Below are 25,686 nucleotides of genomic sequence, written 5' to 3'. Positions count from 1 at the left end.
AAAAGAATTTTTTCGGAGGTAAGCGAAATGAAAGCAACAGGAATAGTAAGACGCATAGACGACCTCGGCAGGGTAGTCATCCCGAAGGAGATCCGCCGCACCATGAGGATCCGCGAGGGCGACCCCTTAGAGATCTACACAGGCCCCGACGGCGAAGTAGTTTTCAAAAAATACAGCGCCATGGGCGAGCTGGAAAACGCCGCGGAAGCCGCCGAGGTCATCTGCAAGCTGGGCGGAGCGTCGGCGGTGATATTCGACCGCGACCATGTGGTGGCGGCGGCGGGCTCCCATAAGCGCGAGTACCGCGAACGCCGCATCTCGGCGGCGCTGGAGGAACTCCTCGAAAGCCGCGACAGCTTCAGGAGCACCGCGGGCAAACGCCTCAGACCTATCGAGGGCGTTGACGACCCCGCACTCGCCGTGACGCCGATAATCACGGCAGGTGATGTGGCAGGCGCGGTGGCGTTCGTGTCGGATGAGGAGGGCAGGGAAGCCACCGAGAACCACGTAATGCTCGCAAAAGCCGCCGCCATGTTCCTCAGCCGTCAGATCGAGTCCTGAGCCCTGCCGAGTTATGGAAAATTTCCCATTTATCCTCACACCGAACGGACAAGTTCGGTAAAATCGCTGAAATTCAAAAAAAGCCGTTTCACCGCTTGACAAATCCCGCCGATGGGTGTATAATACGATTGTAAGCAGCAAAGGCGCTGCGGACCGAACATCAAGTCCGCAGTGCCTTTTTTAGATTTACAGCTCCGTATCACTCGGAACGACGGCGTTTTGCAGGATATGAAGGCTGCGAACAAGCATACTTTACAGGAGGAATTGGTATGAATATCCCCGAGATCTTCGGAACAGACGTGTTTAATGAGACGGTCATGCAGCAGAGACTCCCTAAGTCGGTCTACAAGGCTCTTAAAAAGACTATCGAGTCGGGCAAGCCCCTCGATATTGAGGTGGCAAATGTTGTGGCTGCGGCTATGAAGGAGTGGGCAGTTGAAAAGGGCTGCACTCACTATACTCACTGGTTCCAGCCGATGACAGGTATCACCGCCGAGAAGCACGACAGCTTCATCACCCCTGTGGGCGACGGCAAGGTCATCATGGAGTTTTCAGGTAAGGAGCTCGTTAAGGGCGAGCCTGATGCGTCCTCGTTCCCCTCGGGCGGACTGAGAGCAACTTTTGAGGCAAGAGGCTACACCGCATGGGATCCTACCTCCTACGCATTTATAAAAGGTACATCCCTCTGCATCCCGACTGCTTTCTGCTCCTACACGGGCGAGGCACTCGATAAGAAGACTCCGCTTCTGAGATCTATGGAGGCTCTCGACAAGTCCTCCGTAAGACTTCTGAAACTCTTCGGTATGGATGACGTTACAAGAGTTACCGCAAACGTAGGCCCCGAGCAGGAATACTTCCTCGTAGACCGCGAGATGTACTCCCACAGAAAAGACCTCATCCTCGCAGGCAGAACCCTCTTCGGCGCTCCCGCACCCAAGGGTCAGGAACTTGAGGATCACTACTTCGGTACTATCAAGACCAGAGTAAACGGCTATATGGCTGACCTCGACGAACAGCTCTGGAGACTCGGCATCTGCGCTAAGACCAAGCATAACGAGGTGGCTCCCGCTCAGCACGAGCTGGCTCCTATCTACAATACAACAAACATCGCTACCGACCACAACCAGCTGACTATGGAGCTGATGAAGCGCACCGCAAGAAAGCACGGCTTCAAGTGCCTGCTCCACGAAAAGCCTTTCGAGGGCGTCAATGGTTCGGGTAAGCACAACAACTGGTCGGTATCCACCGATACCGGCGTTAACCTCCTCGACCCCGGCAAGACCCCTGCCGAGAACGCAGTGTTCCTGACCTACCTTGTAGCAGTTATCAAGGCTGTTAATGACTATCAGGATCTGCTCAGAGCGTCCGTGGCTACCGCAGGCAACGACCACAGACTCGGCGCTAACGAGGCACCTCCCGCTATCATCTCCATCTTCCTCGGCGACGAGCTCAATGAGATAATCGAGGCTCTTGCAGAAGGCCACAAGCCCGAAAAGCACGGCAAGACCACTATGGAGATCGGCGTAGACGTTCTGCCTTCCTTCCCGAAGGATACTACCGACAGAAACCGCACCTCGCCGTTCGCTTTCACAGGCAACAAGTTCGAGTTCCGCAGCCCGGGTTCGAGACTCAGCTGCGCAGGTCCTATGACCATCATGAACACCATCGTTGCAGAAGTCCTCGACCAGTTCTATGAGAAGCTCAAGGACGCTTCCGACTTCCGCAGCACACTCGATGCCCTCATCAAGGAGACTATCGTAGAGAACAAGCGCATCATCTTCAACGGCAACGGCTACTCCGATGAGTGGGTGGCAGAGGCTGAGAAGAGAGGTCTGCTGAACCTGCGCTCCACTCCCGATGCTATCCCCGTATACCTGCTCGATAAGAACGTTGAAGTTCTCTCGAAGCACGGCGTATACTCGAAGGTAGAGCTTGAGTCCCGCGTTGAGATCCTCCTCGACGAGTACTGCAAGACTATCAATATCGAAGCTAAGACCATGATCGATATGGCTAAGAAGGATATCCTTCCCGCTGTAATGAGCTATGTGAAGGATCTCAGCGATACCGCTGCTACCGCAGGCGCACTCGGCGCTGACCTGACCGTTGAGAAGGAACTTGTAACAAAACTGTCCGCATACGCTGCACAGACTTACAAGGCTCTCGGCGAACTCGAAGAGGCTGAGGAAAAGGTGGCTAAGCTCACCGATACCGAAGAAACAGCTAAGTTCTTCCACGAGGTAGTCCTCGAAAAGATGGCGGCTCTCCGTAAGCCTGCCGATGAGATGGAAGCTCTCTGCGGCGAAAAGTACTGGCCGTACCCGACCTACGAGCAGCTCCTGTTCTACGTAAAGTAAAAACCTAAACCACGCACAATGGGGTGCGCCGAGCAGCCGTCCAACGGTCTCCTCGACGCACCCTTTCGCGTTTTTGACCACTTCATGAGTGCGGGGATCTCTTGGGGGAGACCACCGCCTTAGCTTCGCACGGCAAAAAAAGGGTCTTCCCCCAAACCCCCTCACTAAAACTTTTAATACTTTTTGGCTTTTGGGTGATTCTTCCTGACTTTGTAGAGGTAGGAAAGATTGTAGTTCTTCTGTTATATAGCCTGACCTTGCCAAAAAGACGTTCAATAGAGCGTTACGCGCCATTTGAGCGTATTCATCAGATGACATCTCTTGAAATGTCAAGGGACTACCTTCCCGACCACAACAATCGAACAACATATTAAAAGTCTTTGGAATGGGGGCCGCCTTAGCTTCGCACGGCAAGGGGAGAACCTTTCTTCAAGCCGTGCGAAGCTAAGGCGGGTTTCCCCCAGTCGCTCCCCCGAAGAACAAACAAACGACTTCATCAAAATCCCACAATACAGAAAGTCTCCCTGTTGGTGCAACAGCCGCAGGGGGGCTTTTTTGTGATAAAATCCCGCGGGCGGACATATACTTGTTCGAGGTGATTTTTATGAAGAAATTTGATGTGACCACGCTGTTCATCTTTATTGCGGGGTGCGAGCTTGTGGGGGCGTTGTCGGCTCTGACGGCAGGCGGGGGATTCGGGGTGGTGTATGCCGCGCTGACGAAGCCGCCGTTCACGCCGCCGCCGATGGTGTTCCCTGTGGTGTGGGCGATACTGTACGCGCTGATGGGAGCGGCCGCGTACATCGTGTACCTGTCCGACCACGCGCTGAGGAAAAGAGCGCTGACGACGTTCGGGGTACAGCTTTTCGTGAACTTTCTGTATTCGCCTGTGTTTTTCGGCGCAGGTTCGGTGATAGGTGGATTGGCGGTATCGGCGGCGCTGATGGCGGCAGTGGGGTACACGGTGTACCTGTTTGCGAAGGTAAGGCGACCTGCGGCGCTGTTGACGGCGCCGTATCTGATATGGACGGCGTTTGCGCTGTACCTGTCCGCAGGCATAGCGTATCTGAACCTTTGACAAACCCGAAAGAATGTGCTATAATAAAAAGAAACAACCGTCCCGTGTTCGCCGGGGATTAAAAAGTTTAGGAGGGGGTCTGGGGGGTGACCCTTTTCAAAGGGTCCCCCCAGCCGCCGGAGGCACGCAAGAAAGGTCGCTCTGAAATGTAAGCGAACAAACGTCCCCCCTATAAATATAAAATCGGCAAATCCCAAAACACCCGTCCCAAAAGGCGCGTCATGATGTTCCATCACAATCTATCAAGAACAACAGATTTGCCGATTTTATTTCGAGAGAGAGCGAAGCGATTCGAGCGAACTCACATCCCCACGCCCACAACAAAAACAACCCCGAAAGAGGTGAGTGCATCTGAAAAAAATAGTCCTTATCTTCCTGAAAATATTCATCAGTTCGACTGCGCTGACCTCGCTGACGCTGTTCATCGGCGACCGATTCGGCGGGATATTCTGGAAAGGTTCGCTGCCGCCGCTGATATACCTCGCATTCGTGACCATCTCGGGCGCGATATTTCTTGAACTCGGCAGAGTGCCGCGACTGAATACGCGGCGCATCGCCGAACTGCTCAGTACCGAAGGCTACTGCCCCGAGGTCTACGCCTTGCTCGCCGACTGGAACGCGAAGTGCGAAAAGCGCGGATGCGGCGAACTATCCCGGCTCGTGACAGCACAGTTCCTCATCGACGGCGGACATTTCAAAGAAGGCTTCGGCACGCTCGGAAAGCTCGATTTTGAAGCCCTCGACAGACGGCAGAAGCAGGTCTACATGAACACTTACCTCTACGGAGCTGTGATGCTCGGCGATAAGCCCGAAGCCGACAGGATCTTTGCTTCTGGCGAAAAATGGCTGACCACAGTGACGGACAAGCACCTCGCAGCGTCGGTCAAGCACACGCTCGCGTCGTATGAGTATATGTGCGGAAACAAAGTCCGCGCCGAAGAACTTTTCATGCAGTCCATCGGCTGCACGACAGCCCGTGACGTTCTCTGCGAAGACTGGCTCGGTCTCGCAGCCTGCTACCTCGACAGCGGCCGAAAAGAACAGGCACGGATGGCAGTAAAGACCGCTGCCGAAAAATCCGTCACCACCGTTCAGGACGAACGCGTCAAAAGAGCCAAACACCTCGTCGAACAAGCCTACAACATAGCTTAGGTTGTGTTGCTGACGGGCGGTTTTTCTTGGGGGAGACCCTTTTGAAAAAGGGTCTTCCCCCAACCCCCCTCACTAAAACTTTTAATACTTTTTGGCAAGAGGTGTAATGCTGATAAAGATAGTTTTGGTCGGGAAGATAGTGGTTCTCTTGTGAAATGGCGAGCCCCTTGCCAAAAAGACGTTCAATGGTGATTCTTTCATCATTGGGCGTTATTTTTTTTGTCTCTCTTGAAACGTCGAGAGCCTATTTTGCCCTTCACATCCATCTGAAGACATATTAAAAGTCTTTGGAATGGGGGCCGCCTTAGCTTCGCACGGCAAGGGGAGAACCTTTCTTCAGAAAGGTTTCCCCCAGTTGACACGCTCTATCGTTTCAAAATAGAGTACAGCCTTTTAAGGACGCCCTCGCCTGCGATGCCGTTTTCTGCGTAGCCCCACTTGGCGAGCAGGGCGTTTGTTGCTTTGAGGGTGCCTTCGCCGAAGGTGTTGTTTTCATCGACAGCCGCGCTGACGACGCCTGCCTCGTCCGCGAGTTTCAGCATCAGCTTGTAGGCGAGCACGCCCTCGCTCCTGTCGCCCTTCCTGAAACCGACGTTGTCCAGCACGGGCTTTCCGTCCGCCTTGAAGCCGTTCAGTCCCTTCGCCCTGATGAGCTTCGGGTAGTCCACGTAGCAAATATCCGTGTCCACGTTTCCGCTGATGCCGCTGACCTTCCCCGACGAACTGTTCTGCCACATCCCGACGTCCCCCGACCAGTTGAGCCTGCCGCCGTACTCCGCGAGCCACAAGGCGTACCTCGACGCGACCTTTTCGGTCAGCATGGTCTGTGCAGGACTGCGGCTGATGTAGATGCCTGCGAACCAGCCCTGCTTTTCCATCGCCGAACAAAATGTCTCGCACATCGCGCTGACCGTCGCCTTGTCCACCAGCGATTTTCCCTCTACATCAAAGTAGATGGGGTACTCGAACTTCTTCCCCCTGAGCACTTCCGCACAGGCGGCGGCTTCGCGCTTCGCGTCGGCGGCGTTGACCGCGTAGCTGAACCAGTACGCCCCGACAGGTATCCCCAGCCGCCTGCATTCGGCGTAATTGCGCTCGAAACTCTTGTCCTTCTGACTCGGATACCTGCCGTAGCCTGCCCGAAGGATGATGAAATCGACCTTCCCTTTCAGCTTCGCGAAATCGGGCGAACCCTGATAAGCCGAAATGTCGATGCCCCTTTTATCTGCCATTCCCGTCCTCCTTCCTGTCGCCTGCCTGCGTCCCGAAATAGAACGCCATGACAGTCGTGTAAATGGTCATGAATTCCGTTCCGCTGATGACGCCCCTGTACGCCAGTCCGCAGAACGCCGCGGTGAGCGTCAGCGTCACCGCCGACTTGACCCTGATGAACCTCGTGAGTGCTTCTTTCATTTCCCGACCTCGCTTTCGATAACGTCCAGCCTGCGTGAAGCGTTCTCCATGCGGTGCTCCATCACCGCCATCCGCTCCACCACGCTGTTGTGCTTCTCCACCTTCCGCTCCAGCTGTTCGATGCGGTAGGACATGAGCCGAATGCCCCCGAACGTCCCGAAGAACGTCCCCGCCAGCGACAGCAGAGCGACCATTACCTCGCTCGGCATCACGCTCTCACCTCAAGCAGCTGCACACTTCCGAGATACAGCGTGATATTTCCGCCCGTGCCGTCCACAAAGTACAGCGTGTTCTCCCTCGGCGTGAGTTCGGCGTACTGCTCGTCGGTCACCCGAAGAAAACTCAGCGAGGACAGCCTGCCCTCTATCGCCGTGAGCCGAGTTCTGTACTGCCCGAAATCGTTTGTCGAAGCCGCCGCCTCGTCCCCCGCAGGAGAAGCCGCGATGATAAGTCTCGCAGGAACGGTGGAAATGAGCGTCCCGTTCCCGTCGTAGAGCATGAATTCCGCCCTGCCCTCGCCTGCGGTGTTCAGGCTCTGAGCCGTCAGCGGATAGACCGCGCCGCCCGTTTCAAGGACGCCGGGTGTGATGGTGATAGTGCCGTCGGGCTTCTTCACGCGTATCTCAGTCGAAGCCGCGTCAGTCAGGTCAAAAGCCTTTCCGCCCGAACGGAACCTCACCCTCACATACCTGCCCGAATCGCCCTGCTTCGCGCAAATGTCCGCAGGCACCGAACGGCAGGAAAGATCGGCATTGATTACAGCCGTATGTTCCATAGTATGAGATCACTCCTTCTTATGTTAATGTCTGCCTCAAAGAAAACGGATGAAAGATAAGAGATAAGTTCGTTTACTGCCGCCTGCCGCCCTTACGGAAGCGTATCTTGACTCTCTGTCGTACATCGACCCGTAAAGCCCGACCGCCTGCAAGTGAAACGATTTCCCCTCTCTGCACTTTCTATCATACTCCGCCCACACGAAAAATCAATAGACATACCGCACGAATTTTAACTCCGCAAAATTCACCCCATCATACAAAAAAAGCCGCTTTCGGGAAACAACCCTCCCGAAAGCGGCACATACTCATATAAAAACCACCCGTGATATCCCCAAAAAGCGCCGAACCGCCCATAGCAAATATCACAAAAGCCTGTTTTTGATCCTTATTTCTGTTTCTCAGCGAACGATGAAAAACTTGTCGTTGTCGAAGTCCACGGTAACGGTGCTGTCCATGCCCACCTCGCCTGCGAGTATGCTGTGAGCGATCATCGTTTCGATGTGGCGCTGTATGAAACGTCTGAGAGGTCTTGCGCCGAATGCTGGGTCGAAGCCCTTGTCGATGATGGCGGTCATCGCTCTGTCGGTGACCTCGACGTTGATGCGCTTGTCCTCAAGACGCTTGTCGAGCGCTTCGAGCATCAGCTTTACGATGCCCGTTATCTCCCTCTTCATCAGCGGCTTGTAGTAAACTATCTCGTCGAGCCTGTTCAGGAACTCGGGTCTGAAACTGCGCTTCAGCAGCCCTTCGACCTCGCTCTTCGCGCTCTCCGCGATGGTGCCGTCCTCCTGAATGCCCTCCAGCAGCGACTGCGAACCGAGGTTCGAGGTCAGGATGATGATGGTGTTCTTGAAGTCCACCGTCCGCCCCTGCGAGTCGGTGATGCGCCCGTCGTCAAGCACCTGCAACAGGATGTTGAACACATCGGGATGCGCCTTCTCCACCTCGTCGAGAAGCACTACCGAGTAGGGTCTGCGGCGAACCGCTTCGGTCAGCTGACCGCCCTCCTCGTAGCCCACGTATCCCGGAGGCGCTCCGATCAGTCTGCTCACGCTGAACTTCTCCATGTACTCCGACATATCTATGCGCACCATGTTGCGCTCGTCGTCGAACAGCGCCTGAGCCAGCGCCTTCGCCAGCTCCGTCTTGCCGACGCCCGTAGGTCCGAGGAAGAGGAACGAGCCGATGGGCTGGTTCGGGTTCGCGATGCCTGCCCTCGAACGCCAGATCGCTTCGGTGACCTTCTGCACCGCTTCGTCCTGCCCGATGACCCTCTTGTGGAGCGTCTCGCCGAGGGTCAGCAGCTTCTCGCGCTCGCCCTCCATCAGTTTCGAGACAGGTATGCCCGTCCACCTGCCGACGATGCGTGCGATCTCCTCGTCGGTGACGCGGTCGCGGAGCAGGGTGTTGCTGCCCGAGCTTTCCTCGGCGGCTTTCTCCTTCTCCTCCAGCTGTGATTTCAGCTCGGGGAGCCTGCCGTATTTCAGCTCGGCGAGCTTTTCAAGGTCGTACTCACGCTCCGCCTTTTCGATCTCGGCGTTGCAGGCCTCGATGTCCTCACGCAGCTTCTGAACGCCCGTGATAGCGCTCTTTTCGTTCTCCCACTTCGCCTTCATGCTGTTGAACCTGTCGCGGAGTTCCGCCAGTTCCTTCTGTACCGATTCGAGCTGTTCTTCCGCCAGCTTGTCGGTCTCCTTTTTGAGGGCGGCTTCCTCGATCTCGTGGCGCATGATCTCGCGCCTTACTTCATCCAGCTCGGTCGGCATCGAATCCATCTCGGTGCGGATGAGTGCGCAGGCTTCGTCGATGAGGTCGATGGCCTTGTCGGGCAGGAAACGGTCGGTGATATACCTGTCGGACAGCTGAGCCGCCGCGATGAGCGCCGCGTCCTGAATCTTCACGCCGTGGAACACCTCGTAGCGCTCCTTCAGACCACGCAGTATCGCGATGGTGTCCTCAACGTCGGGCTCCGCAACGAGCACCGTCTGGAAACGTCTTTCGAGCGCGGCGTCCTTCTCGATATACTCTCTGTACTCGTTGAGGGTGGTCGCACCGATGCAGTGCAGTTCGCCCCTTGCGAGCATCGGTTTCAGCAGGTTGCCCGCGTCCATAGCGCCGTCGGTCTTGCCTGCACCGACGATGGTGTGCAGCTCATCGATGAAGAGGATGATGCGTCCGTCGCTCTTCTTGACCTCCTGCAATACGGCTTTGAGCCTTTCCTCGAACTCGCCGCGGTACTTCGCGCCTGCGATGAGCGCACCCATATCCAGCGAGAACACCTGTCTGTCTTTCAGATTTTCGGGCACGTCGCCCTTGACTATACGCTGTGCAAGACCCTCGACTACGGCTGTCTTGCCGACGCCGGGCTCGCCTATCAGCACGGGGTTGTTCTTTGTCTTACGCGAGAGGATGCGGATGACGTTTCTTATCTCGCTGTCACGCCCGATAACGGGGTCGAGCTTGCCTGCGCGGGCAGTCTCCACCAGATCCTGACCGTACTTTTTCAGCACGTTATATGTGTCCTCGGGATCCTGCGAAGTCACCTGCTGATTTCCGCGCAGAGTTTTCAGCGAGGTCAGCACCTTCTCCTTCGTGATGCCGAACACCTTGAATATCTCTGTCACAGCGCTGTTCGGGGCTTCGAGCATACCCAGCAGGATGTGCTCCACCGAAACGTAGCTGTCCTGCATCCTGTCAGCGACTGTCTCTGCTTCCGCAAGAGCGCGGTTCAGCTCGCTCGAAATGTAGATATTGTCCTGCGAAGCCGAAGTCTGCACCCTCGGCAGTTTCGCAACAGCCGCATCCGCCGCGTTCGCAACGCCTGTCGGGTCGGCGCCCAGTGCGCGGAATATCTCGGGCACGAAGCCGTCCTCCTGCGAAGTCAGCGCTTCAAGCAGGTGTTCCTGATCGACGGTCTGGTTCGAGTATCTCGCCGCAACGGTCTGAGCGGCTTGCAGAGCGTCCTTTGATTTGTTTGTCAGCTTGTTCACATTCATAGTTCTCTCTCCTTTTCGGGTGGTCTCTTTTTGTTTATGTTATTTCCGATGTATCATTTTGAGATGTCTGCTCTAAAGCAGCTGTTTTCTGTTGCTCAGGTATGCCGTGTATATCTGCTTTGCCTGATGCTTCGCCAGTTCGGTGTTGTCGGCGTTCTCGAACCACAGCGACAGCCCTCTGTCCAGCGCCCCGATGTATGCCGTTATCGCGTCGGCGATCTCGCGGTTGCTGAGTTCGCCCTCGCCGCTCTCGTAAAAATCCCTTGCATATCCGTTCTGTATCAGCTCACATGGGAAACCGCCCTCGAAAAACTCGCCCAGCGCCGCCCTTTCCAGCCTGCTCCAGTACTCGAAAAAACCCATGCACAGCGCCGTGAGCTCCTCGCTTCGTGTGCGTATCCCTGCTCTCAGCCGCCCGACGCATCCCGAAAAGCTCCGCGTCAGCTCCACCGAGTATTTCATCGTCGGCTTGTACTTGAACCTCAGCGCACGCTTCACCGCCAGCACCGAGTCGGAAGTCTGCGGCGACATCAGGAACGCCGACCCCAGCGCCTGCTCCACCAGCCCGAATATCTCGTGCATACGCATCTCGGGGGTGATGCAGTTGACCCGCTCCGCAAGGATGCGGTCGATGAGCTTTGAACGGTTCGTACCCAGCCGATATGCAAGGTCGTCGATCTCCTGCACGACCTCGTCGCTGAGAACGATACTGTAAACGCTTTTTCCCATTCCTGTCCGCTCCTTTCGTCCTGTACTTTCTCTTTATATAAAATTATAGCACAAACTAATAATTTGTCAAGCGGTTTATATAAATCAGAATGCACATTTTACAGTTGGTACAAATAACACCCTAAAAAACAGACTTGTAATTGTGATAATCAACAAAACCACATCCCGCGCCCGAACGCGAAACAAGGAGCTGTCGCCGAAGTCGGCAGCAGCCCCTTGTCTGGTCTGGTTATGAAAAAAGGTAATTTACTTGATAGTCACGATGACAGCTCTCTTAGCTAAGTTGGAGATATCCCATTCTCCGCCGATCTTTGCAACTACTGCGACCTTGTAAGTACCTGCGGGTATCTTGGTCTTGGTGAAAGTAGTTATCGAAGCGGATACCTGAGTCAGTATCTTCCACTTGCCTGCGCTGTAGTAGCCTACAACGTATGCCTGTGCGTTCGGAACGGCAGTCCAGTTGAGTCTCAGGGCGTTCTTGGCGGTCTGATATGTTACCTTGGGGTAGTTTGAAGACTCGGTGCTGTGGAGCGTTGCAGCTGTGAGAGCATCGTTGTTCTCGTCGATGGCAACAGCTTCCCACTGAGCCTTTGTGCCTGTGAAGTAAACGTCAGTGAGTGCGGGGTCGTAGCTGAAAGCGTTCTTTCCGATGGAAGTAACGGTCTTCGGGATGGAGATCTTTGTGAGGGACTTGCAGCCGTAGAATGCGAAGTCCTCGATAGTCTCAACGCCCTCGGGGATGGTGATCTCTGTAATGGGGCAGAAGATGAAGAGACCTTTTCCGATGGTCTTGATATTCTTTGGGAGGTTCACGCTTGTGAGCTTGATGCAGTTGGTGAATGCGTTAGCGCCGATCTCGGTGATATTTTCGGAGAGCTTAACGGATTCGAGAGCCTTGCAGTTAGCGAAAGCGTTCTCGCCTACGGAAGTAACGGTATCGGGGAGAATGATCTTCGGCAGCTTCTCGCAGTTGGAGAATGCAGCCTTTCCGATAGTGGTGGTACCGTTCTGGATGTATACCTTGTCGAGGGTCTTGCAGCCGCTGAAGGCGCTTTCGGAGATGACCTCAACGTTTGCGGGTATAACGACAGCGAGGAGTGCGGAGCAGTTGTTGAATGCTTTCTTGCCGATGGTGGTAACAGACTCGGGGATATTTGCCTTAGTCATGCTTGTGCAGCCCTGGAAAGCGAAGCCTTCGATAGTGGTAAGGCTTTCGGGAAGGGTCACGGACGGAAGGCTGGTGCAGAACTCGAAAGTACCTTCCTTGATAGCGGTGAGGTTCTTCGAGATGACAGCAGCAGTGAGGGATTCGCATCTTGCGAATGCGCCGCGGCCGAGTGTAACAACGCTGTCGGGGATGATAACTCTTTTAAGAGAAGTACACTTGCAGAACGCGAATTCGCCGATCTCTGTAGTGGTGTTGGAGATGTCTACCTCGGTGAGTTCGGTGCAGAGCAGGAATGCGTTAGCGCCGATGGTCTTTATGGTATCGGGCATAACGACCTTGGTAACGGTCTGGTTTGTAGCGAAAGCCTTATCGCCGATGCTGGTAACGGTCTTTCCGTTGATATCGGACGGGATGGTAACATCGCCGCCGTTGCCGTTGTACTTAGTGATCTCGACAGTGTCATCTTCGAGCAATGTGTAGCTGAAATCGCCGAAGTTCTCATCTGCGCTTGCGGTGATAGCGGTGTCTGCGAAGACTGTTCCGTTCACTGCGGTAGCAGGAAGGTATGCTGCTGCGCTGAGAACTGCGAGTGCGCCTGCGAGAGTTCTTTTCATGATCTTGTTTGCCATTTTCTTTTGCTCCTTTTACTTGTATATTTCCGAGGCTGAGTAAACGTTTACTTCGCCTCTGCGAGTATATTATAGCACAAGATTTATGAACTTTCAATATATTTATTTGTGAAATTTTGATTTAATTTATATGCTTTTTACAACATATATTATTCTGTTTAACACATATATGATCCGATAGGTTTCGGGGGCATTGGAACCTATATGGAAAAAGTCATAGTGATATGGTAAAGTGATGATGTGAATTTTTTGAGGGCGAGGTGCATATCGGCTGTGTGCGGGGGTGCGGAAGCGGACGGACTTCGTCCTGCGCTTCGTTTTTTCGTGCATAAATAATACCGCCCCGAGTGTTTCCTCGGGACGGTATACGGCGGATGGGACATCATTTTCTGGTGTCCTTGTAAAATCTTATCTTGTTCTGGTCACAGTCAGCCTTCGCTTCGATGAATACCTGTCTGTAACTCCTGTGCTTCTCCGCGTCAAACGTTGCAACTCCCTTCGATACCGAAAGCCGATTGTCCGTCTGATGCTCACTGTTGTACTGGTCTATCGCCTTGTCGAACTTCTCAAAGTACTTCTCCATGTCGTACCAGTTCGCCTTCTCAAGAAGCACGATGAACTCGTCGCCCGTGATGTGGTAGATGTTGCTCTTGCCGAAAACGTTTCGCAGTATCTTCGCACACTCGTACATCAGGCGCTCGCCCGCTTCGTAGCCGTAGTGGGTGTATATCCTCTTGATGCCGTTGATGTCAAAGAACGCCACCGAGAAATCCGCCTTGTCCGTCGTGATGCTCGTGTCCAGCGTGAGTATCGCCTTTCGGTAAGCCGCCTTGTTGTTCACGCCCGTGGTCTCGTCCGTGTAGACTTCGCGGTTGATGTAGTCGAGGTACTTTTTCAGCTTCTTGTAGACCGACTCGATGTTGTCGCTCAGCTCCTCGTACTCGTTGCCGGGGAGTTTTTTCTGATCCTCGCCTGACGCGAGCGTTCTGAGAAGCTCGCTCTCGCCCTTGGGCAGCATATCGAGCTTCTTGATGGAGCTCTGCATGATGATGCTGTCAAGCCTCTGAGTCTCGCGGTCGAGTTCTTTCAGGTTCACCAGAACTTCGTAGAATCTCCTTCGGTTCTGGGACATGATGATGAAGGACAGCACGATACCGAGAGTCATAGCCACCATGGTGAGGATTATCGCAACAGCCTTGTTCGAGCTGACGGTCTTGTCCAGACGGTCGGCGTTAAAGTCAACGCCGATTATCCCTGCGACCCGACCTTTCGAGTCGAACACGGGGCTGTACGCCGAGTAGAAGCGTCCCCAGTCATCCGAGTGGGGGGTCTTTTCCACGTCGGCTCTGCCGCCCGCGGCGCTCCTTAGTGCGTCGGTGATGGTAATTTCCTCACCGAAATCGGCAGGGTCTTCCATATCGGGGTCGATGACGAAGATGTACTTGTCTTCCGACTCACGTCTGATGCAGTAGATGTAGGAAAGGTTGATGTTTGTCTGGAATTTACGCAGTTCTGAGAGCAAAGCCTCATATTCGGGCGAGCCAACATCTGCGTTGGTCATTTCCGCGATGGTGTCGCCGTCTATCATCGAAGCGGCGGTGTTTGAGATGTCGAGCATATGCAGTTCTATCTGCTGTCTGAGGGTCTTTCTCGACATGGTAACGAGGGTGACGCTGGTCACGACGTTGGTCAGAAGCAGAAGTATGAGTGCCAGTACGAAATTTCGTTTGCTGGTCTTTACCCTTTTCTCGGAATTATTCATGGGCTGCACCTCCGTTTTATCAGCATTTTTAGCGGATGTGTGGTTAATAAAATATTACCGAATCTTAAATTATCTATATTATATCACAAAACAAGTCATATGTCAAGGTAAATTTTGTAACTAATGCAAACTTTACACACAAAATCCGACTACTTTTTTTGTGCAGTCGGACTAATAACAAATGTCAATCTTTATTTGTTTCCCCTATTGATTTCTTCCCGAAGATGTGGTAATATAGAATCAAGCCAAAAAACAGACCAGAGGAGGTTACTATGGAGAATTTCAACTTTTACAGCCCCACGGAATTCGTGTTCGGAAAGGGCAGGGCAGCCGAAACGGGCAGCTACGTGAAGAAGTACGGCGGAAGTAAGGTGCTCATCCACTTCGGCGGCGGCTCGGCGGTCAGGTCGGGTCTGCTGGACACGGTCAGGGCGTCCCTTGAGGAGAGCGGCATCGAGTACCGCGAGCTGGGCGGCGTTCAGCCGAACCCCCGCGACACGCTTGTTTATAAGGGTATCGAGCTGGTACGCGCCGAGAAGATAGACTTCATACTGGCGGTGGGCGGCGGTTCGGTCATCGACTCCGCGAAGGCGATAGCCATCGGCGTTCCCTACGACGGCGATTTCTGGGATCTGTACAGCGGAAAGCACCCCGAGAAGGCTCTGCCCGTCGCGACCGTTCTGACCATTGCCGCCGCAGGAAGCGAAGGCTCGGGCAACTCGGTCATCACGAAGGAGGACGGCAAGCTCAAGCGCGGCACGGGTTCCGACCTGCTCCGTCCGAGGTTCTCGGTGATGGATCCTGCGCTTACGCAGTCACTGCCTGCGTACCAGACCGCCTGCGGTGCGACCGACATAATGGCGCACGTTTTCGAGAGGTACTTCACCAACACCCGTGAGGTCGAGATCACCGACCGTCTCTGCGAAGCGGTGCTCTGCACGATGGTGAGGGAAGTTCCCCGCGTCATCGCTGACCCCGACAATTACGAGGCTCGCGCAAACATAATGTGGGCAGGCACTGTCGCGCACAATAATGTGGTGGGCGTCGGCAGGGAGCAGGACTGGAACAGCCACGGCATCGAGCACGAGCTTTCCGCCCTATACGACTGTGCTCACGGCGCAGGTCTTGCGGTCATCATGCCCGCGTGGATGGAGTTCGTCTACAAGCACGACGTTATGCGCTTCTGCCAGATGGCGACGAGGGTGTTCGGCTGTGCGATGAACTTCGATGACCCTGAAAGCACCGCCCTTGCAGGCATCCGCGCGTTCAGGCGTTTCCTGCACGACATCGGTATGCCGATCAATTTCGCCGAGCTGGGCGCCGACCCAAAGGACATCCCTGCCCTCGTGGAGAAGTTCGGCATCGGCGACGGCAGAACAGGCGGCTTCGTCAAACTCTCCGCCGCTGACGTTACCGAGATCTACAAGATCGCTGCTGCGGCTGTTTGTGAGTGAGAGCATTAACCGGGGAAACCCTTTTGATATTGGTGTTGTCTGGATGTGTGGGGGACATTTGGCTCTCGCCATTTATTGAGAGAGGAAATATTAAAGGCACTTCTGTGTGGAACAGGAGTGCCTTTGGTTTTTATATCAGTTTGGTGCCTTGGTTGTCGATGTGGAGTTCTTTGACCTGCCAGCCGCTGAGGCCTGCGTTTTCGAGGGAGAAGCGCATTTTGCCTGCAAAGTAGGTATTGTTTTCGTCAACTATCGCCATCGCGGTGGGACCTGCGCCCGAGATATAAGCGGCGTAAGCGCCGTGAGTATAAGCTATATCGAACACCTCGCGGCAGTTAGGGATAAGTTCCATGCGGTAAGGCTGATGGAGGCGGTCGTGAACAGCGGTGCGGAGGTTCTCGAACTTACCTGTAAGGAGGGAAGCGGAGAAGAGGGCAGCGCGGGAGAGGTTATAGACAGCGTCGCGGTGGGGGACTTCTTTCGGGAGGCAAGCTCTTGCGTCCTCAGTTTTAAGTTCAAAATCGGGTATCATAGCGACGAATTTAAGTTTTGTGAAGACCTCCTGTTTTACCCAATGAACTTTTCTGCCGTCGAATACAGCGGTCACGATACCGCCGAGGAGAGCGGGGGCAGTATTATCGGGGTGACCCTCAATCTGAGCGGCGAGGTCAACGAGGTCATCGGTAGTGAGAGGGGAACCGAGGAGGGTATTAGCGCCGACGAGGCCTGCGACGATGCAAGCGGAGGAGGAGCCGAGGCCTCTTGCCATAGGGATGGAGTTAGTCTGGCGGAGGTAGAGGCCTTTCAAGGATTTTCCGCACACCTCGAAGAGGTCTTTAGCGGATACATAGATCAAGTTATGTTCATCGGTAGGGATCTGAACGTCATCTGCGGAAGCGATATCGAGAGTATCGGACTCATCCATTTCGACGTAGTTATAGTAATCGAGAGCGAGACCGAGGGCATCGAAGCCTGCGCCGAGGTTTGCGCTTGTAGCAGGTATCTGAATTTTAATCATGGTCATCTATCCTTTGACATATAAATTTCTTCGGGGCGATATTCCAAGGATAATTATAGCATAGCTAAAGGGATATTTTAATAATGGAACGTGAAATAATTAAGAACAATACTTATGGCGAAAACAATTGTGGATATACATCAAACGTCCCGTGTTCGCCAGGGTCTAAAAAAGTTTAGGAGGGGTCTGGGGAGACCCTTTTCAAAGGGTCCCCCAGCAGGGGCTCGGGGACGGCGTCCCCGCCAAGGGAATGTGGCTTTGAAGCCAAAGCGCACCAACATCCCCTACAAACATAAAATCGGCAAATCCCGAAAACCCGTTCCGAAAGGCTCCAAAAGAAAAGCCCACTCCAACAAATCAAGAACACACCGATTTGCCGATTTTATTTTCGCGAGAGAGCGTAAGCGATTCGAGTGAAACACCCCCCTCGCGCCGAAGGTGCGACAAGGCAAGAGGGGGGGCAATATCAAAAGCATCCTTCGGTATGGCTGTGTTTGTGCATGGTCTGTAGAAATCGCTGGCGCGATTTTGGGGGCTTTGCCAAAAGTCGCTTCGCTCTTTTGGCAAAATAAAATCGGCATTTCACGCTTCGAGAGGTTGTTTGAGCTACACTTTCATGCGGAGTTCTTTTCCTCGATTTTCGGGAAATGCCGATTTTATATTTGGTGGGGGGATGATGGCTCTCTTTCGGGTCAAAGCCATGTTCCCTTGGCGGGGACTCTGTCCCCGAGCCCCTGCTGGGGGAGCCTTTGTAGCCGTGCGCAGCTAAGGCGGGGGTCTCCCTCCCTCCTAAACTTTTTAGTCTCTGGCGAGGACGGGACGGTGTGCGTTTTTGGGTTCTTAACGACTTCTTTAGCGCTCTGTCGTGAAGGGTGCGAGGGGGATGCCGTTCTTTCCGAACAGGCTTACTTCTATCCAGTTATACCAGTCATATCGTACATACTTCGGGGTCTTCACTTTCTCCGAATGTACGATTATATTACTGCCGTTTATCTCGGCTTCCGCTTCCGTGAATTCTTTATCATCTCCCGCGATCTCAAATCCGATAACCTTCTCGGTCTTGACTTCAAATCCACTCTCCGCATGGTCGAAACTCAACTTCGCATTTTCTCCCTCAAATACTACACTCCTGAACATCGGGCCGAATGCGTCTACATCCATGCCGTATACCAGCTTCTCCGCCTGTAAACACAGCCTCTCGCCGACAGGTACCTTGTCCACGGGATGGATGTTGTTGAACTCGCCGCAGTCGCTGATGACCGCGATGCCCGTGTTCTTTACCGTCCTGAATGCCTTCATCTGCGCCTCGCGTATCTTGCACCAGTGACGATGGTCGGGGTCGGCTTCGTATTTGAACATCGGCAGCTGTACCATGATGAACGGCAGCTCGTCGTCGCCCCATATCTCCCTCCAGCGTGCGATAAGCGCGGTGAAGAGCTTGTAGTAGCTGTCGGGCTTGTGGTCGTCGCTCTCGCCCTGATAGTAGAGGAATCCGCGCAGGGTGTAGGGGCATACTCGCATTATCATCGTCTCGTAAAGTCCGCAGGGTCGGTACTCGTTTTTGCAGCCCATCGGCCCCGGATACTCGTTCTTGCCGATGAGTACGGCCAGCTCGTCCCAGGTGATGCCCGGCTTCTCCGCATAGTAGACTGAAGCCTTCTCGTTCCACTGACGCATACGCTCGGCATAGGCGTCGTACTCGGCTATCTGCTGCTCGACGCTCTTGCCCTCTATCGCCTTGTCGTAGTCCTCAAGGTAGGAAACGGTCTGCTTAGAGTCGGCGAGTGTCTCGCGGTCTACCCACGCCGATGCCGAAGTGCCGCCCCAGTTGCAGCCCACGAGTCCGACGGTCACGCCCAGCTCCTTCGCCAGCTTTCTCGCGAAGAAGAAGCCGACTGCGCTCCACGCCTTCGACGACTCGCTGCCTGCCTCGCTCCATGCGGAGTTGCGCTCGGCCTCGTAGAAATCCTCGTCGATGATGCCGCGCTTGTTGGTGTAGTAGAAGCGCACGTTGCAGTCGGGGGTCAGGTCCTTGAGGACTTCGCTGCCGCCCTTGCAGTTGCGGAGTTCAAGCTCCATATTCGACTGACCGCCGCAGAGCCACACCTCGCCCAGCATGACATTCGTGAAGGTCTTGCTCTCGCTGCCACAGGAAACGGTGAGTTCGTAAGGGCCGCCTGCGGGCATCGGGGGCAGTGAAAGCGACCATTTGCCGCCGTGAGCCGTGCCTTCGCCGCGGGAACCGTTTATTTCGGCGGTGATGACTGCGCCGTCATCGGCTTCGCCCCAGACGGTGATACATTTTTCTCTTTGCAGCACCATATTGCTGCTGAAAATGCTTGCGATAGTAAACATAATAAAAACTCCTTTGTATTGAAATTGTCATGATAAATGCAGATTCACACGGCAGCCGTGCGGATCTCGGGGATGAAGTATGTATCCTCGATGCGGCGGCGTTCGGAGATGCTGAGCCGCACCTGCCGCTGTTCCTTTTCGGTGCCGCTGAGCTTCCAACGGGGGATGAAAAAGCCGATGCGCTCGTCGATGACAGGCGGCTCGGAAGGCTGACCGACGAAGTCGTCCTCGTCATCGAAAAAGTCGGACTCGTCCTCTTCCGCTTCGGGCTCGAAGCCCTCGACGGCGTTCTCCGCGAACCAATCCAGCACCAGCTCTATGTCCTCGTCGAGCTGTCTGATGTCCTCATCGGAAAAGCCGTGCGCCATTTTTTCGCCGCGGTACTGTTCGGCGGCGTTTCGGTACTGATAGTACAGACTCCACACGTAGAACGGGTCGTGGAACATCCCCCAGGTGTCGAGGTGCGGATTGCCGCCGCTCCGCGCCTGCCGTATGTAGCGCAGGGTCAGTATCATCATATTCTCGGTGAAGCAGTAGGGGACGGACCTGTCGCAGCTGCGTTTCAGCCCGAGGATGTTCAGTATCTCGTCGCCGCGGTCATCGTCCGTATCGAACTCGTCCCAGAACAGCTTGTCCAGCGCAAGATACTCCTTTTCGAGGTCGGCGTAGGTGTAGGTGGTGACGGGGGTCGTCCTGTAGTCAACGGCGCTCATCTTTTTATGCCCAGCTCGGTGAAGCACTGTTCGAGGGTGTAGGCTTTTTCGTCCCCTTCGGCGGCTTTTTTGACCTCGAACTGCATCACGAGCCGTGTCAGCTCGTCGGGGTAGCGCTGTTCGGTCAGCTCTTTCGGCAGCTCCGAAAAACAGCCTGCACGCCTGTAGATGTCCGCCCTCACGACCGCGTCAAGTGCGCTCTCACAGGGCATTTCTTCCGCAAGACGGACACAGCGCAGACGGCACTTCTTCGCGTTCGCGCTGTCATTCTTGTCGTCGAATGCCCACGCCGCACGCAGAAACGACGCAAACGCCGTCGCCTTGTCGCCCTCGCGCAAGACCGTCATGCCGAAACGGTAGTAGTCCGCACCGATCCCGACGGGCAGCTGGTTGCCCTCACAGCTGCGGTACTCTTCCGATCCGACAAACTCCCTCGGGATGCTTCGGTCACGCGGCCCGAAGGAAAATCCGCACTCGGGACAGCGGAATATCTGACGGTACATCTCCGAACGCATCGGCTCGGGCGGCCGCTGGTCAAGGTCGAACCAGTCCCCCGCCTGCTTCGAGCTCTCGGGCAGCGCCGCCGTAAACACCTTACCGCAGCACCCGCACTTCCGCACTCTTATCTCCTGCTCCATATCTCATACCTCACGTTCTGTTCATGAGTGCGGGGCTTGGCTGGGGGAAACCCTTTTAAAAAAGGGTTCTCCCCCAGACCCCCTTCCTAAAACTTTTAATACTTTTTGGCAAGGGGTGTTGTTCTTCCTTACTTTGAGTTGATAGGAAAGTTTGTGGTTCTTTTTTTCAATAGTCAGCCCCTTGCCAAAAAGACGCTCATGAGTGCGTAACGTATCATTTGCGGAATTTTGACAGATGGTCACTTTTGAAGCGGAGAGAGAGTCTATCTTCCCGACCACAACTAACAAACGACATATTAAAAGTCTTTGGAATGGGGGCCGCCTTAGCTACGCACGGCAAGGGGAGAACCTTTCTTCAGAAAGGTTTCCCCCAGCGAAGACCCGCACTTTTTAATGGTCATCAATTATTATAGCATGATTTTACGAAAAAACCAACAAGAAATCGTAATGTTTTCGTTGTGACAGTTTACAAATATGAGGGCGGGGATTTGGTGCGGTTGCACAATTTGGTCGGGGTTGGGGGGATGGGACGTTTTGTTCATGATAAGTTCATAGAAAATTGGCGCGGCTTTAATTGAAAAAAGTCGGGATGTCTGTTATAATAATGTAAGCAGGCTGACAATCAGCCTTGTGACAGTTACCATGCTGACAAACCGAAAGGACGGTGGTATTGTGGAGAAGAAAAACCCCGATATGAGCGCCGCTCATGAGGAGTTCAAGGAGCAGCACGTAGGTGCGGAGGTCAAGCAGATATCGAACCTGATACACCGCAGGCTTCTCTCGAAGCAGAGCTCTGAGGAGGACACTGTGGCAGGGTCGGGCGGCTGGATACTCGGGTATCTCGACAGGCACAGCGACTGCGACGTATTCCAGCGCGACCTTGAGGAAAAGTTCTGTATGCGCCGTGCGACAGTATCGAAGATGATACAGCTGATGGAGCAGAAGGGCTGGATAGAGCGCAGGTCTGTGGCGCATGATGCGAGGCTCAAAAAGCTGATACTCACCGAGAAGGGAAGAGCGAGAAACCGCGAGCTTATCGCGGAGTTCGATCAGCTTGAGGAGGAGATGACTGCGGACATACCGCAGGAAAAGCTCGACACGTTTTTCGAGGTGTGCAGGATGCTGCGCAAAAAACTGTATGAATTGGAGGAAAGGGAAGAATGATAAAAAAATTCGCTTCCTGTATCAGGGAGTACAAGCGTGATACGATACTCACGCCGCTTTTTGTAATGCTTGAGGTCATACTTGAGTGTATCATCCCGCTGATGAGCGCGAAGCTCGTCAACGCTCTGGAAAAGGGCACGGATATGGGTATGGTCGTCAAGTACGGTATCGTGATGCTCGTGATGGCGTTCGCGTCGCTGGGATGCGGTGCGCTGTCGGGCTACTATTGTGCGAGGGCTTCCTGCGGATTCGCAAAGAACCTGCGCCACGACCTTTTTTATAAGGTACAGGACTTCTCGTTTGCGAACATCGACAAGTTCTCGACCTCGTCGCTGGTGACACGACTCACCACCGACGTCACCAACATCCAGAACGCATTCATGATGATAATCCGCGTGGCGGTAAGATGTCCGTTCATGCTGATATTCGCGCTGGCGATGGCGACCTACATGGCGCCTTCGCTGTCGGTGGTGTACCTGATGGTACTGCCGCTTCTGGTCATCGGAATGATAATCATGACCGCGAAGGCTCTGCCGCTGTTCAACCGCCTGTTCAAGAAGTACGACGCCCTCAACGAGAGCGTGCAGGAGAACGTCAGCGGTATCCGCGTGGTAAAGGCTTTCGTGCGCGAGAGATACGAGATCGAGAGGTTCAACAAGGCTTCGCAGGATCTGAAGGGCGACTTCACGGGGGCTGAGAAGATACTTGCGTTCAACGCCCCGCTGATGCAGTTCTGCATCCATCTGACAATGCTGGGCATCGGCTACCTCGGCGCAAAGCAGATAGTCGGCTCTGGCGGTACAAAGCTCAACGTCGGCAATATGCAGTCGATGATAACCTACAGTATGCAGATACTCATGAGCCTGATGTTCATATCCATGATATTCGTTATGGTGACCATGTCGATAGCGTCCGCAAAGCGTGTTGCGGAAGTCCTCGACGACGAGAGCACCATCAAGAATCCCGACGACCCCGTTATGGAAGTCAGGGACGGAAGCATCGACTTCAACAACGTCAAGTTCGCATACTCTGCGGAAGCGGACAAGAACGTGCTGGAAAACATCGACCTGCACATCAAGTCGGGTCAGACCATCGGCGTCATCGGCGGTACGGGAAGCTCAAAGTCCTCGCTGATACAGCTGATACCGCGTCTTTACGACGTTACGGGCGGCGAGCTGCTGGTCGGCGGCGTGGATGTGAGAAACTACGACCTGAACACACTCCGCGGCGAGGTCTCGGTGGTGCTCCAGAAGAACGTTCTGTTCTCGGGCACTGTCAAGGAGAACCTGCGCTGGGGCGACGAGAACGCCACCGATGAGGACATCGAGCGCGTATGCAAGCTCGCACAGGCGGATGAATTCATACAGCGCTTCCCCGACAAGTACGACACCCACATCGAGCAGGGCGGTACGAATGTTTCGGGCGGTCAGAAGCAGAGACTCTGTATCGCGAGAGCACTGCTCGGAAAGCCGAAGATACTCATTCTCGACGACTCCACAAGCGCTGTGGATACCAAGACCGACGCGCTGATAAGAAAGGCGTTCGCGGAGGAGATACCCGATACCACGAAGATAATCATAGCACAGCGCATTTCCTCGGTACAGGATGCAGACCAGATAATCGTGCTGGAGGGCGGACATATCAACGCTGTCGGCACTCACGAGCAGCTGCTCGAAACGAACGAGATATACAAAGAGGTCTACACCTCTCAGAACAAGCAGAATGAGGAGGTGAGCTGACCATGCCGAGACAGCCTTATGTTAAAGACCCGAACGCTCCGAAGCCCCAGATGGGCAGGATACTCGGAGACCTGTTCAAAAACTACAAGGGCAGGATGGTACTTGTTATCGTCTGCCTGATATTCACGTCGCTGGCAGGCACGGCGGCTTCGGTGTTCATCAAGAACATCGTCTCGGTCATCGAGAAGTCTCTGGAGCTGATAAAGGACGGCTCTACCTACGAGGAAGCGCTGAAAGCCTGTATGCATGACCTTGCGCCTGTTTTCGCGGCGATGATAGCCATTTATGTGCTGGGCATCGCGGCTTCGCTGACACAGCAGCTGAACATGGCAGTCATTACTCAGGGTCACCTTGCGAAGATGCGCGAGAAGATGTTCCGTCACATGGAACGCCTGCCGATACGCTACTTCGACCAGCATCCCCACGGCGACATCATGAGCCACTACACCAACGACATCGACACCCTGCGTCAGCTCATCTCGCAGGCGCTTCCCCAGGCGATAACCGCAGGTCTTACCCTTGTGGTGCTGTTCATCGTCATGCTCTACTACAGCCTGTGGATGACGCTTCTGGTATGCGTGGGCGTATGTGTGATGTTCATGGTGACAAAGAAGGTTGGCGGAAACTCCGCGAAGTACTTCATCAGACAGCAGAAGGCGCTGGGCAAGACCGAGGGCTACATCGAAGAGATGATAGAGGGACAGAAGGTCGTGAAGGTCTTCTGCCACGAGGATAAGAGCAAGGCGGAGTTCGACGCCATCAACGGCGACCTCTTCAAGGACGCGAACGAAGCCAACAAGTACGCGAACATCCTCATGCCTATCATGGGCAACATCGGAAACATCATGTACATACTCATGTCCTTTGTGGGCGGTGTCCTCATCACCCTGAAGGTGCCGAACGTTTCGCTCTCGGGCGGCGCTCTCGACATCGCGGTGGTCGTTACCTTCCTCGGCATGACGAGACAGTTCTGCAACAACATCTCGCAGGTGTCCCAGCAGATAAACGCCGTTGCGATGGCGATGGCGGGCGCTACACGTATCTACAGCCTGCTGGACGAAAAGCCCGAGGCGGATGACGGTTATGTTACCCTTGTCAATGCGAAGTTCGGTGCTTCGGGCGAGCTGGAAGAGTGTGAGGAGCGCACGGGCATCTGGGCGTGGAAGCATCCGCATCAGGACGGCACCACCACTCTAACGAAGGTGGAGGGCAAGGTCGAGCTGAACGAAGTGGATTTCGGCTACGTTCCCGAGAAGATAGTGCTTCACGAGGTCTCCATCTACGCGAACCCCGGCGAGAAGATAGCGTTCGTTGGTGCAACGGGCGCAGGCAAGACCACCATCACGAACCTTATCAACCGTTTCTACGACATCGCAGACGGAAAGATACGCTACGACGGCATCAACATCAACAAGATAAAGAAGGACGACCTTCGCCGTTCGCTCGGTATCGTTTTGCAGGATGTCAACCTGTTCACGGGTACGGTTATGGACAACATCCGTTACGGCAATCTTGAAGCTACCGATGAAGAGTGCATCGCCGCCGCAAGGCTTGCGAACGCCCACGACTTCATCACACGTCTGCCCGAGGGCTACAACACGATGCTGACGGGCAACGGCGCGAATCTTTCGCAGGGTCAGAGACAGCTCATCTCGATAGCGCGTGCGGCAGTTGCAGACCCGCCCGTAATGATACTCGACGAGGCGACCAGCTCTATCGACACCCGTACAGAGGCGCTGGTCCAGCGCGGTATGGACGGTCTGATGTACGGCAGAACGGTATTCGTTATCGCTCACAGACTGTCAACGGTGCAGAATTCCGACGTCATCATGGTGCTCGAACAGGGCAGCATAATCGAACGCGGAAGCCACAAGAAACTTATCGAAGAAAAGGGCAAGTACTACCAGCTCTACACAGGCGCATTCGAGCTTGAATAACATGACCCCCGTAAGTGACGGAACACTTACGGGGGTTATTATTGTCATTG

20 protein-coding genes are annotated in these 25,686 nt (G+C 54.5%); 8 read left to right on the top strand and 12 right to left on the bottom strand.

The genetic code is table 11. The annotated features are described in order from the left end of the window. The first annotated feature begins 27 nt into the window (after nucleotides 1-27). From BT142_RS00345 to BT142_RS00330, 4 genes are all read left to right on the top strand, one after another. Nucleotides 28-561: a stage V sporulation T C-terminal domain-containing protein gene (locus BT142_RS00345; RefSeq protein WP_072416217.1), complete on the top strand. Its 534-nt coding sequence runs from the start codon at nucleotides 28-30 to the stop codon at nucleotides 559-561. 269 nt (nucleotides 562-830) lie between these two features. Next, nucleotides 831-2,915 (top strand): glutamine synthetase III family protein, encoded by a 2,085-nt coding sequence (locus BT142_RS00340; RefSeq protein ID WP_072416216.1) that lies wholly within the window; start codon nucleotides 831-833, stop codon nucleotides 2,913-2,915. A gap of 604 nt (nucleotides 2,916-3,519) precedes the next feature. Then, a complete protein-coding gene (locus BT142_RS00335) occupies nucleotides 3,520-3,993 on the top strand; it encodes a TspO/MBR family protein (RefSeq protein ID WP_072416215.1) in 474 nt (157 codons plus the stop codon). A 345-nt stretch (nucleotides 3,994-4,338) separates the two neighbouring features. Continuing rightward, nucleotides 4,339-5,145, top strand: coding sequence for a hypothetical protein (locus BT142_RS00330; RefSeq protein ID WP_072416214.1), 807 nt, complete (start codon nucleotides 4,339-4,341; stop codon nucleotides 5,143-5,145). Between the two features lie 365 nt (nucleotides 5,146-5,510). Here the strand turns inward: BT142_RS00330 and BT142_RS00325 are convergent, their stop codons facing one another. The 8 genes from BT142_RS00325 to BT142_RS00290 form a co-directional block, all read right to left on the bottom strand. Next, complete coding sequence (locus BT142_RS00325) at nucleotides 5,511-6,377, bottom strand: glycoside hydrolase family 25 protein (RefSeq protein ID WP_072416213.1); 867 nt, start codon at nucleotides 6,375-6,377, stop codon at nucleotides 5,511-5,513. After that, entirely contained in the window at nucleotides 6,367-6,558 is a 192-nt protein-coding gene (locus BT142_RS00320; protein WP_072416212.1) for a hypothetical protein, read from the bottom strand. Before BT142_RS00320 ends, BT142_RS00325 begins: the two co-directional genes overlap by 11 nt. Next, nucleotides 6,555-6,767 carry a hypothetical protein gene (locus tag BT142_RS00315; protein ID WP_072416211.1) on the bottom strand — a complete coding sequence of 71 codons (213 nt, stop codon included), beginning with the start codon at nucleotides 6,765-6,767 and terminating at the stop codon, nucleotides 6,555-6,557. Before BT142_RS00315 ends, BT142_RS00320 begins: the two co-directional genes overlap by 4 nt. Further along, entirely contained in the window at nucleotides 6,767-7,333 is a 567-nt protein-coding gene (locus BT142_RS00310) for a BppU family phage baseplate upper protein (protein ID WP_072416210.1), read from the bottom strand. The genes BT142_RS00315 and BT142_RS00310 overlap by 1 nt, the downstream gene beginning before the upstream one ends. Before the next feature lie 399 nt (nucleotides 7,334-7,732). Next, nucleotides 7,733-10,330: an ATP-dependent chaperone ClpB gene (clpB, locus tag BT142_RS00305; protein WP_072416209.1), complete on the bottom strand. Its 2,598-nt coding sequence runs from the start codon at nucleotides 10,328-10,330 to the stop codon at nucleotides 7,733-7,735. Between the two features lie 72 nt (nucleotides 10,331-10,402). Continuing rightward, nucleotides 10,403-11,059 (bottom strand): hypothetical protein, encoded by a 657-nt coding sequence (locus BT142_RS00300; protein WP_072416208.1) that lies wholly within the window; start codon nucleotides 11,057-11,059, stop codon nucleotides 10,403-10,405. Between the two features lie 246 nt (nucleotides 11,060-11,305). Further along, a complete protein-coding gene (locus tag BT142_RS00295; protein ID WP_072416207.1) occupies nucleotides 11,306-12,856 on the bottom strand; it encodes a leucine-rich repeat domain-containing protein in 1,551 nt (516 codons plus the stop codon). A gap of 382 nt (nucleotides 12,857-13,238) precedes the next feature. After that, the gene (locus tag BT142_RS00290) at nucleotides 13,239-14,618 is read right to left on the bottom strand and encodes a sensor domain-containing diguanylate cyclase (protein ID WP_072416206.1); all 1,380 of its coding nucleotides are present in this window, start codon (nucleotides 14,616-14,618) and stop codon (nucleotides 13,239-13,241) included. 272 nt (nucleotides 14,619-14,890) lie between these two features. Between BT142_RS00290 and BT142_RS00285 the strand changes: the two genes are divergently transcribed. Then, nucleotides 14,891-16,072, top strand: coding sequence for an iron-containing alcohol dehydrogenase (locus tag BT142_RS00285; protein ID WP_072416205.1), 1,182 nt, complete (start codon nucleotides 14,891-14,893; stop codon nucleotides 16,070-16,072). Nucleotides 16,073-16,202: 130 nt separating this feature from the next. Here BT142_RS00285 and thrB read toward each other — a convergent pair whose 3' ends face one another. From thrB to BT142_RS00265, 4 genes are all read right to left on the bottom strand, one after another. After that, nucleotides 16,203-17,090, bottom strand: coding sequence for a homoserine kinase (gene thrB, locus BT142_RS00280; RefSeq protein ID WP_072416204.1), 888 nt, complete (start codon nucleotides 17,088-17,090; stop codon nucleotides 16,203-16,205). Nucleotides 17,091-17,942: 852 nt separating this feature from the next. After that, complete coding sequence (locus BT142_RS00275; protein WP_072416203.1) at nucleotides 17,943-19,445, bottom strand: sialate O-acetylesterase; 1,503 nt, start codon at nucleotides 19,443-19,445, stop codon at nucleotides 17,943-17,945. A gap of 44 nt (nucleotides 19,446-19,489) precedes the next feature. Continuing rightward, complete coding sequence (locus tag BT142_RS00270) at nucleotides 19,490-20,158, bottom strand: hypothetical protein (protein ID WP_072416202.1); 669 nt, start codon at nucleotides 20,156-20,158, stop codon at nucleotides 19,490-19,492. Beyond that, a complete protein-coding gene (locus tag BT142_RS00265) occupies nucleotides 20,155-20,796 on the bottom strand; it encodes a hypothetical protein (protein WP_072416201.1) in 642 nt (213 codons plus the stop codon). Before BT142_RS00265 ends, BT142_RS00270 begins: the two co-directional genes overlap by 4 nt. A gap of 672 nt (nucleotides 20,797-21,468) precedes the next feature. On the opposite strand from BT142_RS00265, the gene BT142_RS00260 reads away from it, so the two are divergent. Genes BT142_RS00260 through BT142_RS00250 form a run of 3 tightly spaced genes read left to right on the top strand, consistent with a single transcriptional unit; the run spans nucleotide 21,469 to nucleotide 25,636 of the window. Next, nucleotides 21,469-21,960, top strand: coding sequence for a MarR family winged helix-turn-helix transcriptional regulator (locus BT142_RS00260; RefSeq protein ID WP_072416200.1), 492 nt, complete (start codon nucleotides 21,469-21,471; stop codon nucleotides 21,958-21,960). Beyond that, nucleotides 21,957-23,699 (top strand): ABC transporter ATP-binding protein, encoded by a 1,743-nt coding sequence (locus BT142_RS00255; protein WP_072416199.1) that lies wholly within the window; start codon nucleotides 21,957-21,959, stop codon nucleotides 23,697-23,699. Before BT142_RS00260 ends, BT142_RS00255 begins: the two co-directional genes overlap by 4 nt. Nucleotides 23,700-23,701: 2 nt before the next feature. Further along, nucleotides 23,702-25,636 (top strand): ABC transporter ATP-binding protein, encoded by a 1,935-nt coding sequence (locus BT142_RS00250; RefSeq protein WP_072416198.1) that lies wholly within the window; start codon nucleotides 23,702-23,704, stop codon nucleotides 25,634-25,636. Nucleotides 25,637-25,686 lie beyond the last annotated feature (50 nt).

It is taken from the genome of Ruminococcus sp. YE71 (genome assembly GCF_900119155.1).
In the GTDB taxonomy this organism is placed as follows: Bacteria; Bacillota; Clostridia; order Oscillospirales; family Ruminococcaceae; genus YE71.
The sequence above is the reverse complement of the archived record's forward strand: the minus strand, read 5'-3'. Positions and strand labels throughout refer to the sequence as shown.

Excerpts from the sequence above, each read along its gene's own strand:
- clpB (WP_072416209.1), bottom strand. The coding sequence starts at position 10,330 with ATGAATGTGAACAAGCTGACAAACAAATCAAAGGACGCTCTGCAAGCC.
- BT142_RS00300 (WP_072416208.1), bottom strand. The coding sequence starts at position 11,059 with ATGGGAAAAAGCGTTTACAGTATCGTTCTCAGCGACGAGGTCGTGCAG.
- BT142_RS00320 (WP_072416212.1), bottom strand. The coding sequence starts at position 6,558 with ATGAAAGAAGCACTCACGAGGTTCATCAGGGTCAAGTCGGCGGTGACG.
- BT142_RS00340 (WP_072416216.1), top strand. The coding sequence starts at position 831 with ATGAATATCCCCGAGATCTTCGGAACAGACGTGTTTAATGAGACGGTC.
- BT142_RS00345 (WP_072416217.1), top strand. The coding sequence starts at position 28 with ATGAAAGCAACAGGAATAGTAAGACGCATAGACGACCTCGGCAGGGTA.
- BT142_RS00250 (WP_072416198.1), top strand. The coding sequence starts at position 23,702 with ATGCCGAGACAGCCTTATGTTAAAGACCCGAACGCTCCGAAGCCCCAG.
- BT142_RS00275 (WP_072416203.1), bottom strand. The coding sequence starts at position 19,445 with ATGTTTACTATCGCAAGCATTTTCAGCAGCAATATGGTGCTGCAAAGA.
- BT142_RS00335 (WP_072416215.1), top strand. The coding sequence starts at position 3,520 with ATGAAGAAATTTGATGTGACCACGCTGTTCATCTTTATTGCGGGGTGC.
- BT142_RS00270 (WP_072416202.1), bottom strand. The coding sequence starts at position 20,158 with ATGAGCGCCGTTGACTACAGGACGACCCCCGTCACCACCTACACCTAC.
- BT142_RS00295 (WP_072416207.1), bottom strand. The coding sequence starts at position 12,856 with ATGGCAAACAAGATCATGAAAAGAACTCTCGCAGGCGCACTCGCAGTT.
- BT142_RS00255 (WP_072416199.1), top strand. The coding sequence starts at position 21,957 with ATGATAAAAAAATTCGCTTCCTGTATCAGGGAGTACAAGCGTGATACG.
- thrB (WP_072416204.1), bottom strand. The coding sequence starts at position 17,090 with ATGATTAAAATTCAGATACCTGCTACAAGCGCAAACCTCGGCGCAGGC.
- BT142_RS00310 (WP_072416210.1), bottom strand. The coding sequence starts at position 7,333 with ATGGAACATACGGCTGTAATCAATGCCGATCTTTCCTGCCGTTCGGTG.
- BT142_RS00325 (WP_072416213.1), bottom strand. The coding sequence starts at position 6,377 with ATGGCAGATAAAAGGGGCATCGACATTTCGGCTTATCAGGGTTCGCCC.
- BT142_RS00265 (WP_072416201.1), bottom strand. The coding sequence starts at position 20,796 with ATGGAGCAGGAGATAAGAGTGCGGAAGTGCGGGTGCTGCGGTAAGGTG.
- BT142_RS00285 (WP_072416205.1), top strand. The coding sequence starts at position 14,891 with ATGGAGAATTTCAACTTTTACAGCCCCACGGAATTCGTGTTCGGAAAG.
- BT142_RS00290 (WP_072416206.1), bottom strand. The coding sequence starts at position 14,618 with ATGAATAATTCCGAGAAAAGGGTAAAGACCAGCAAACGAAATTTCGTA.
- BT142_RS00315 (WP_072416211.1), bottom strand. The coding sequence starts at position 6,767 with ATGCCGAGCGAGGTAATGGTCGCTCTGCTGTCGCTGGCGGGGACGTTC.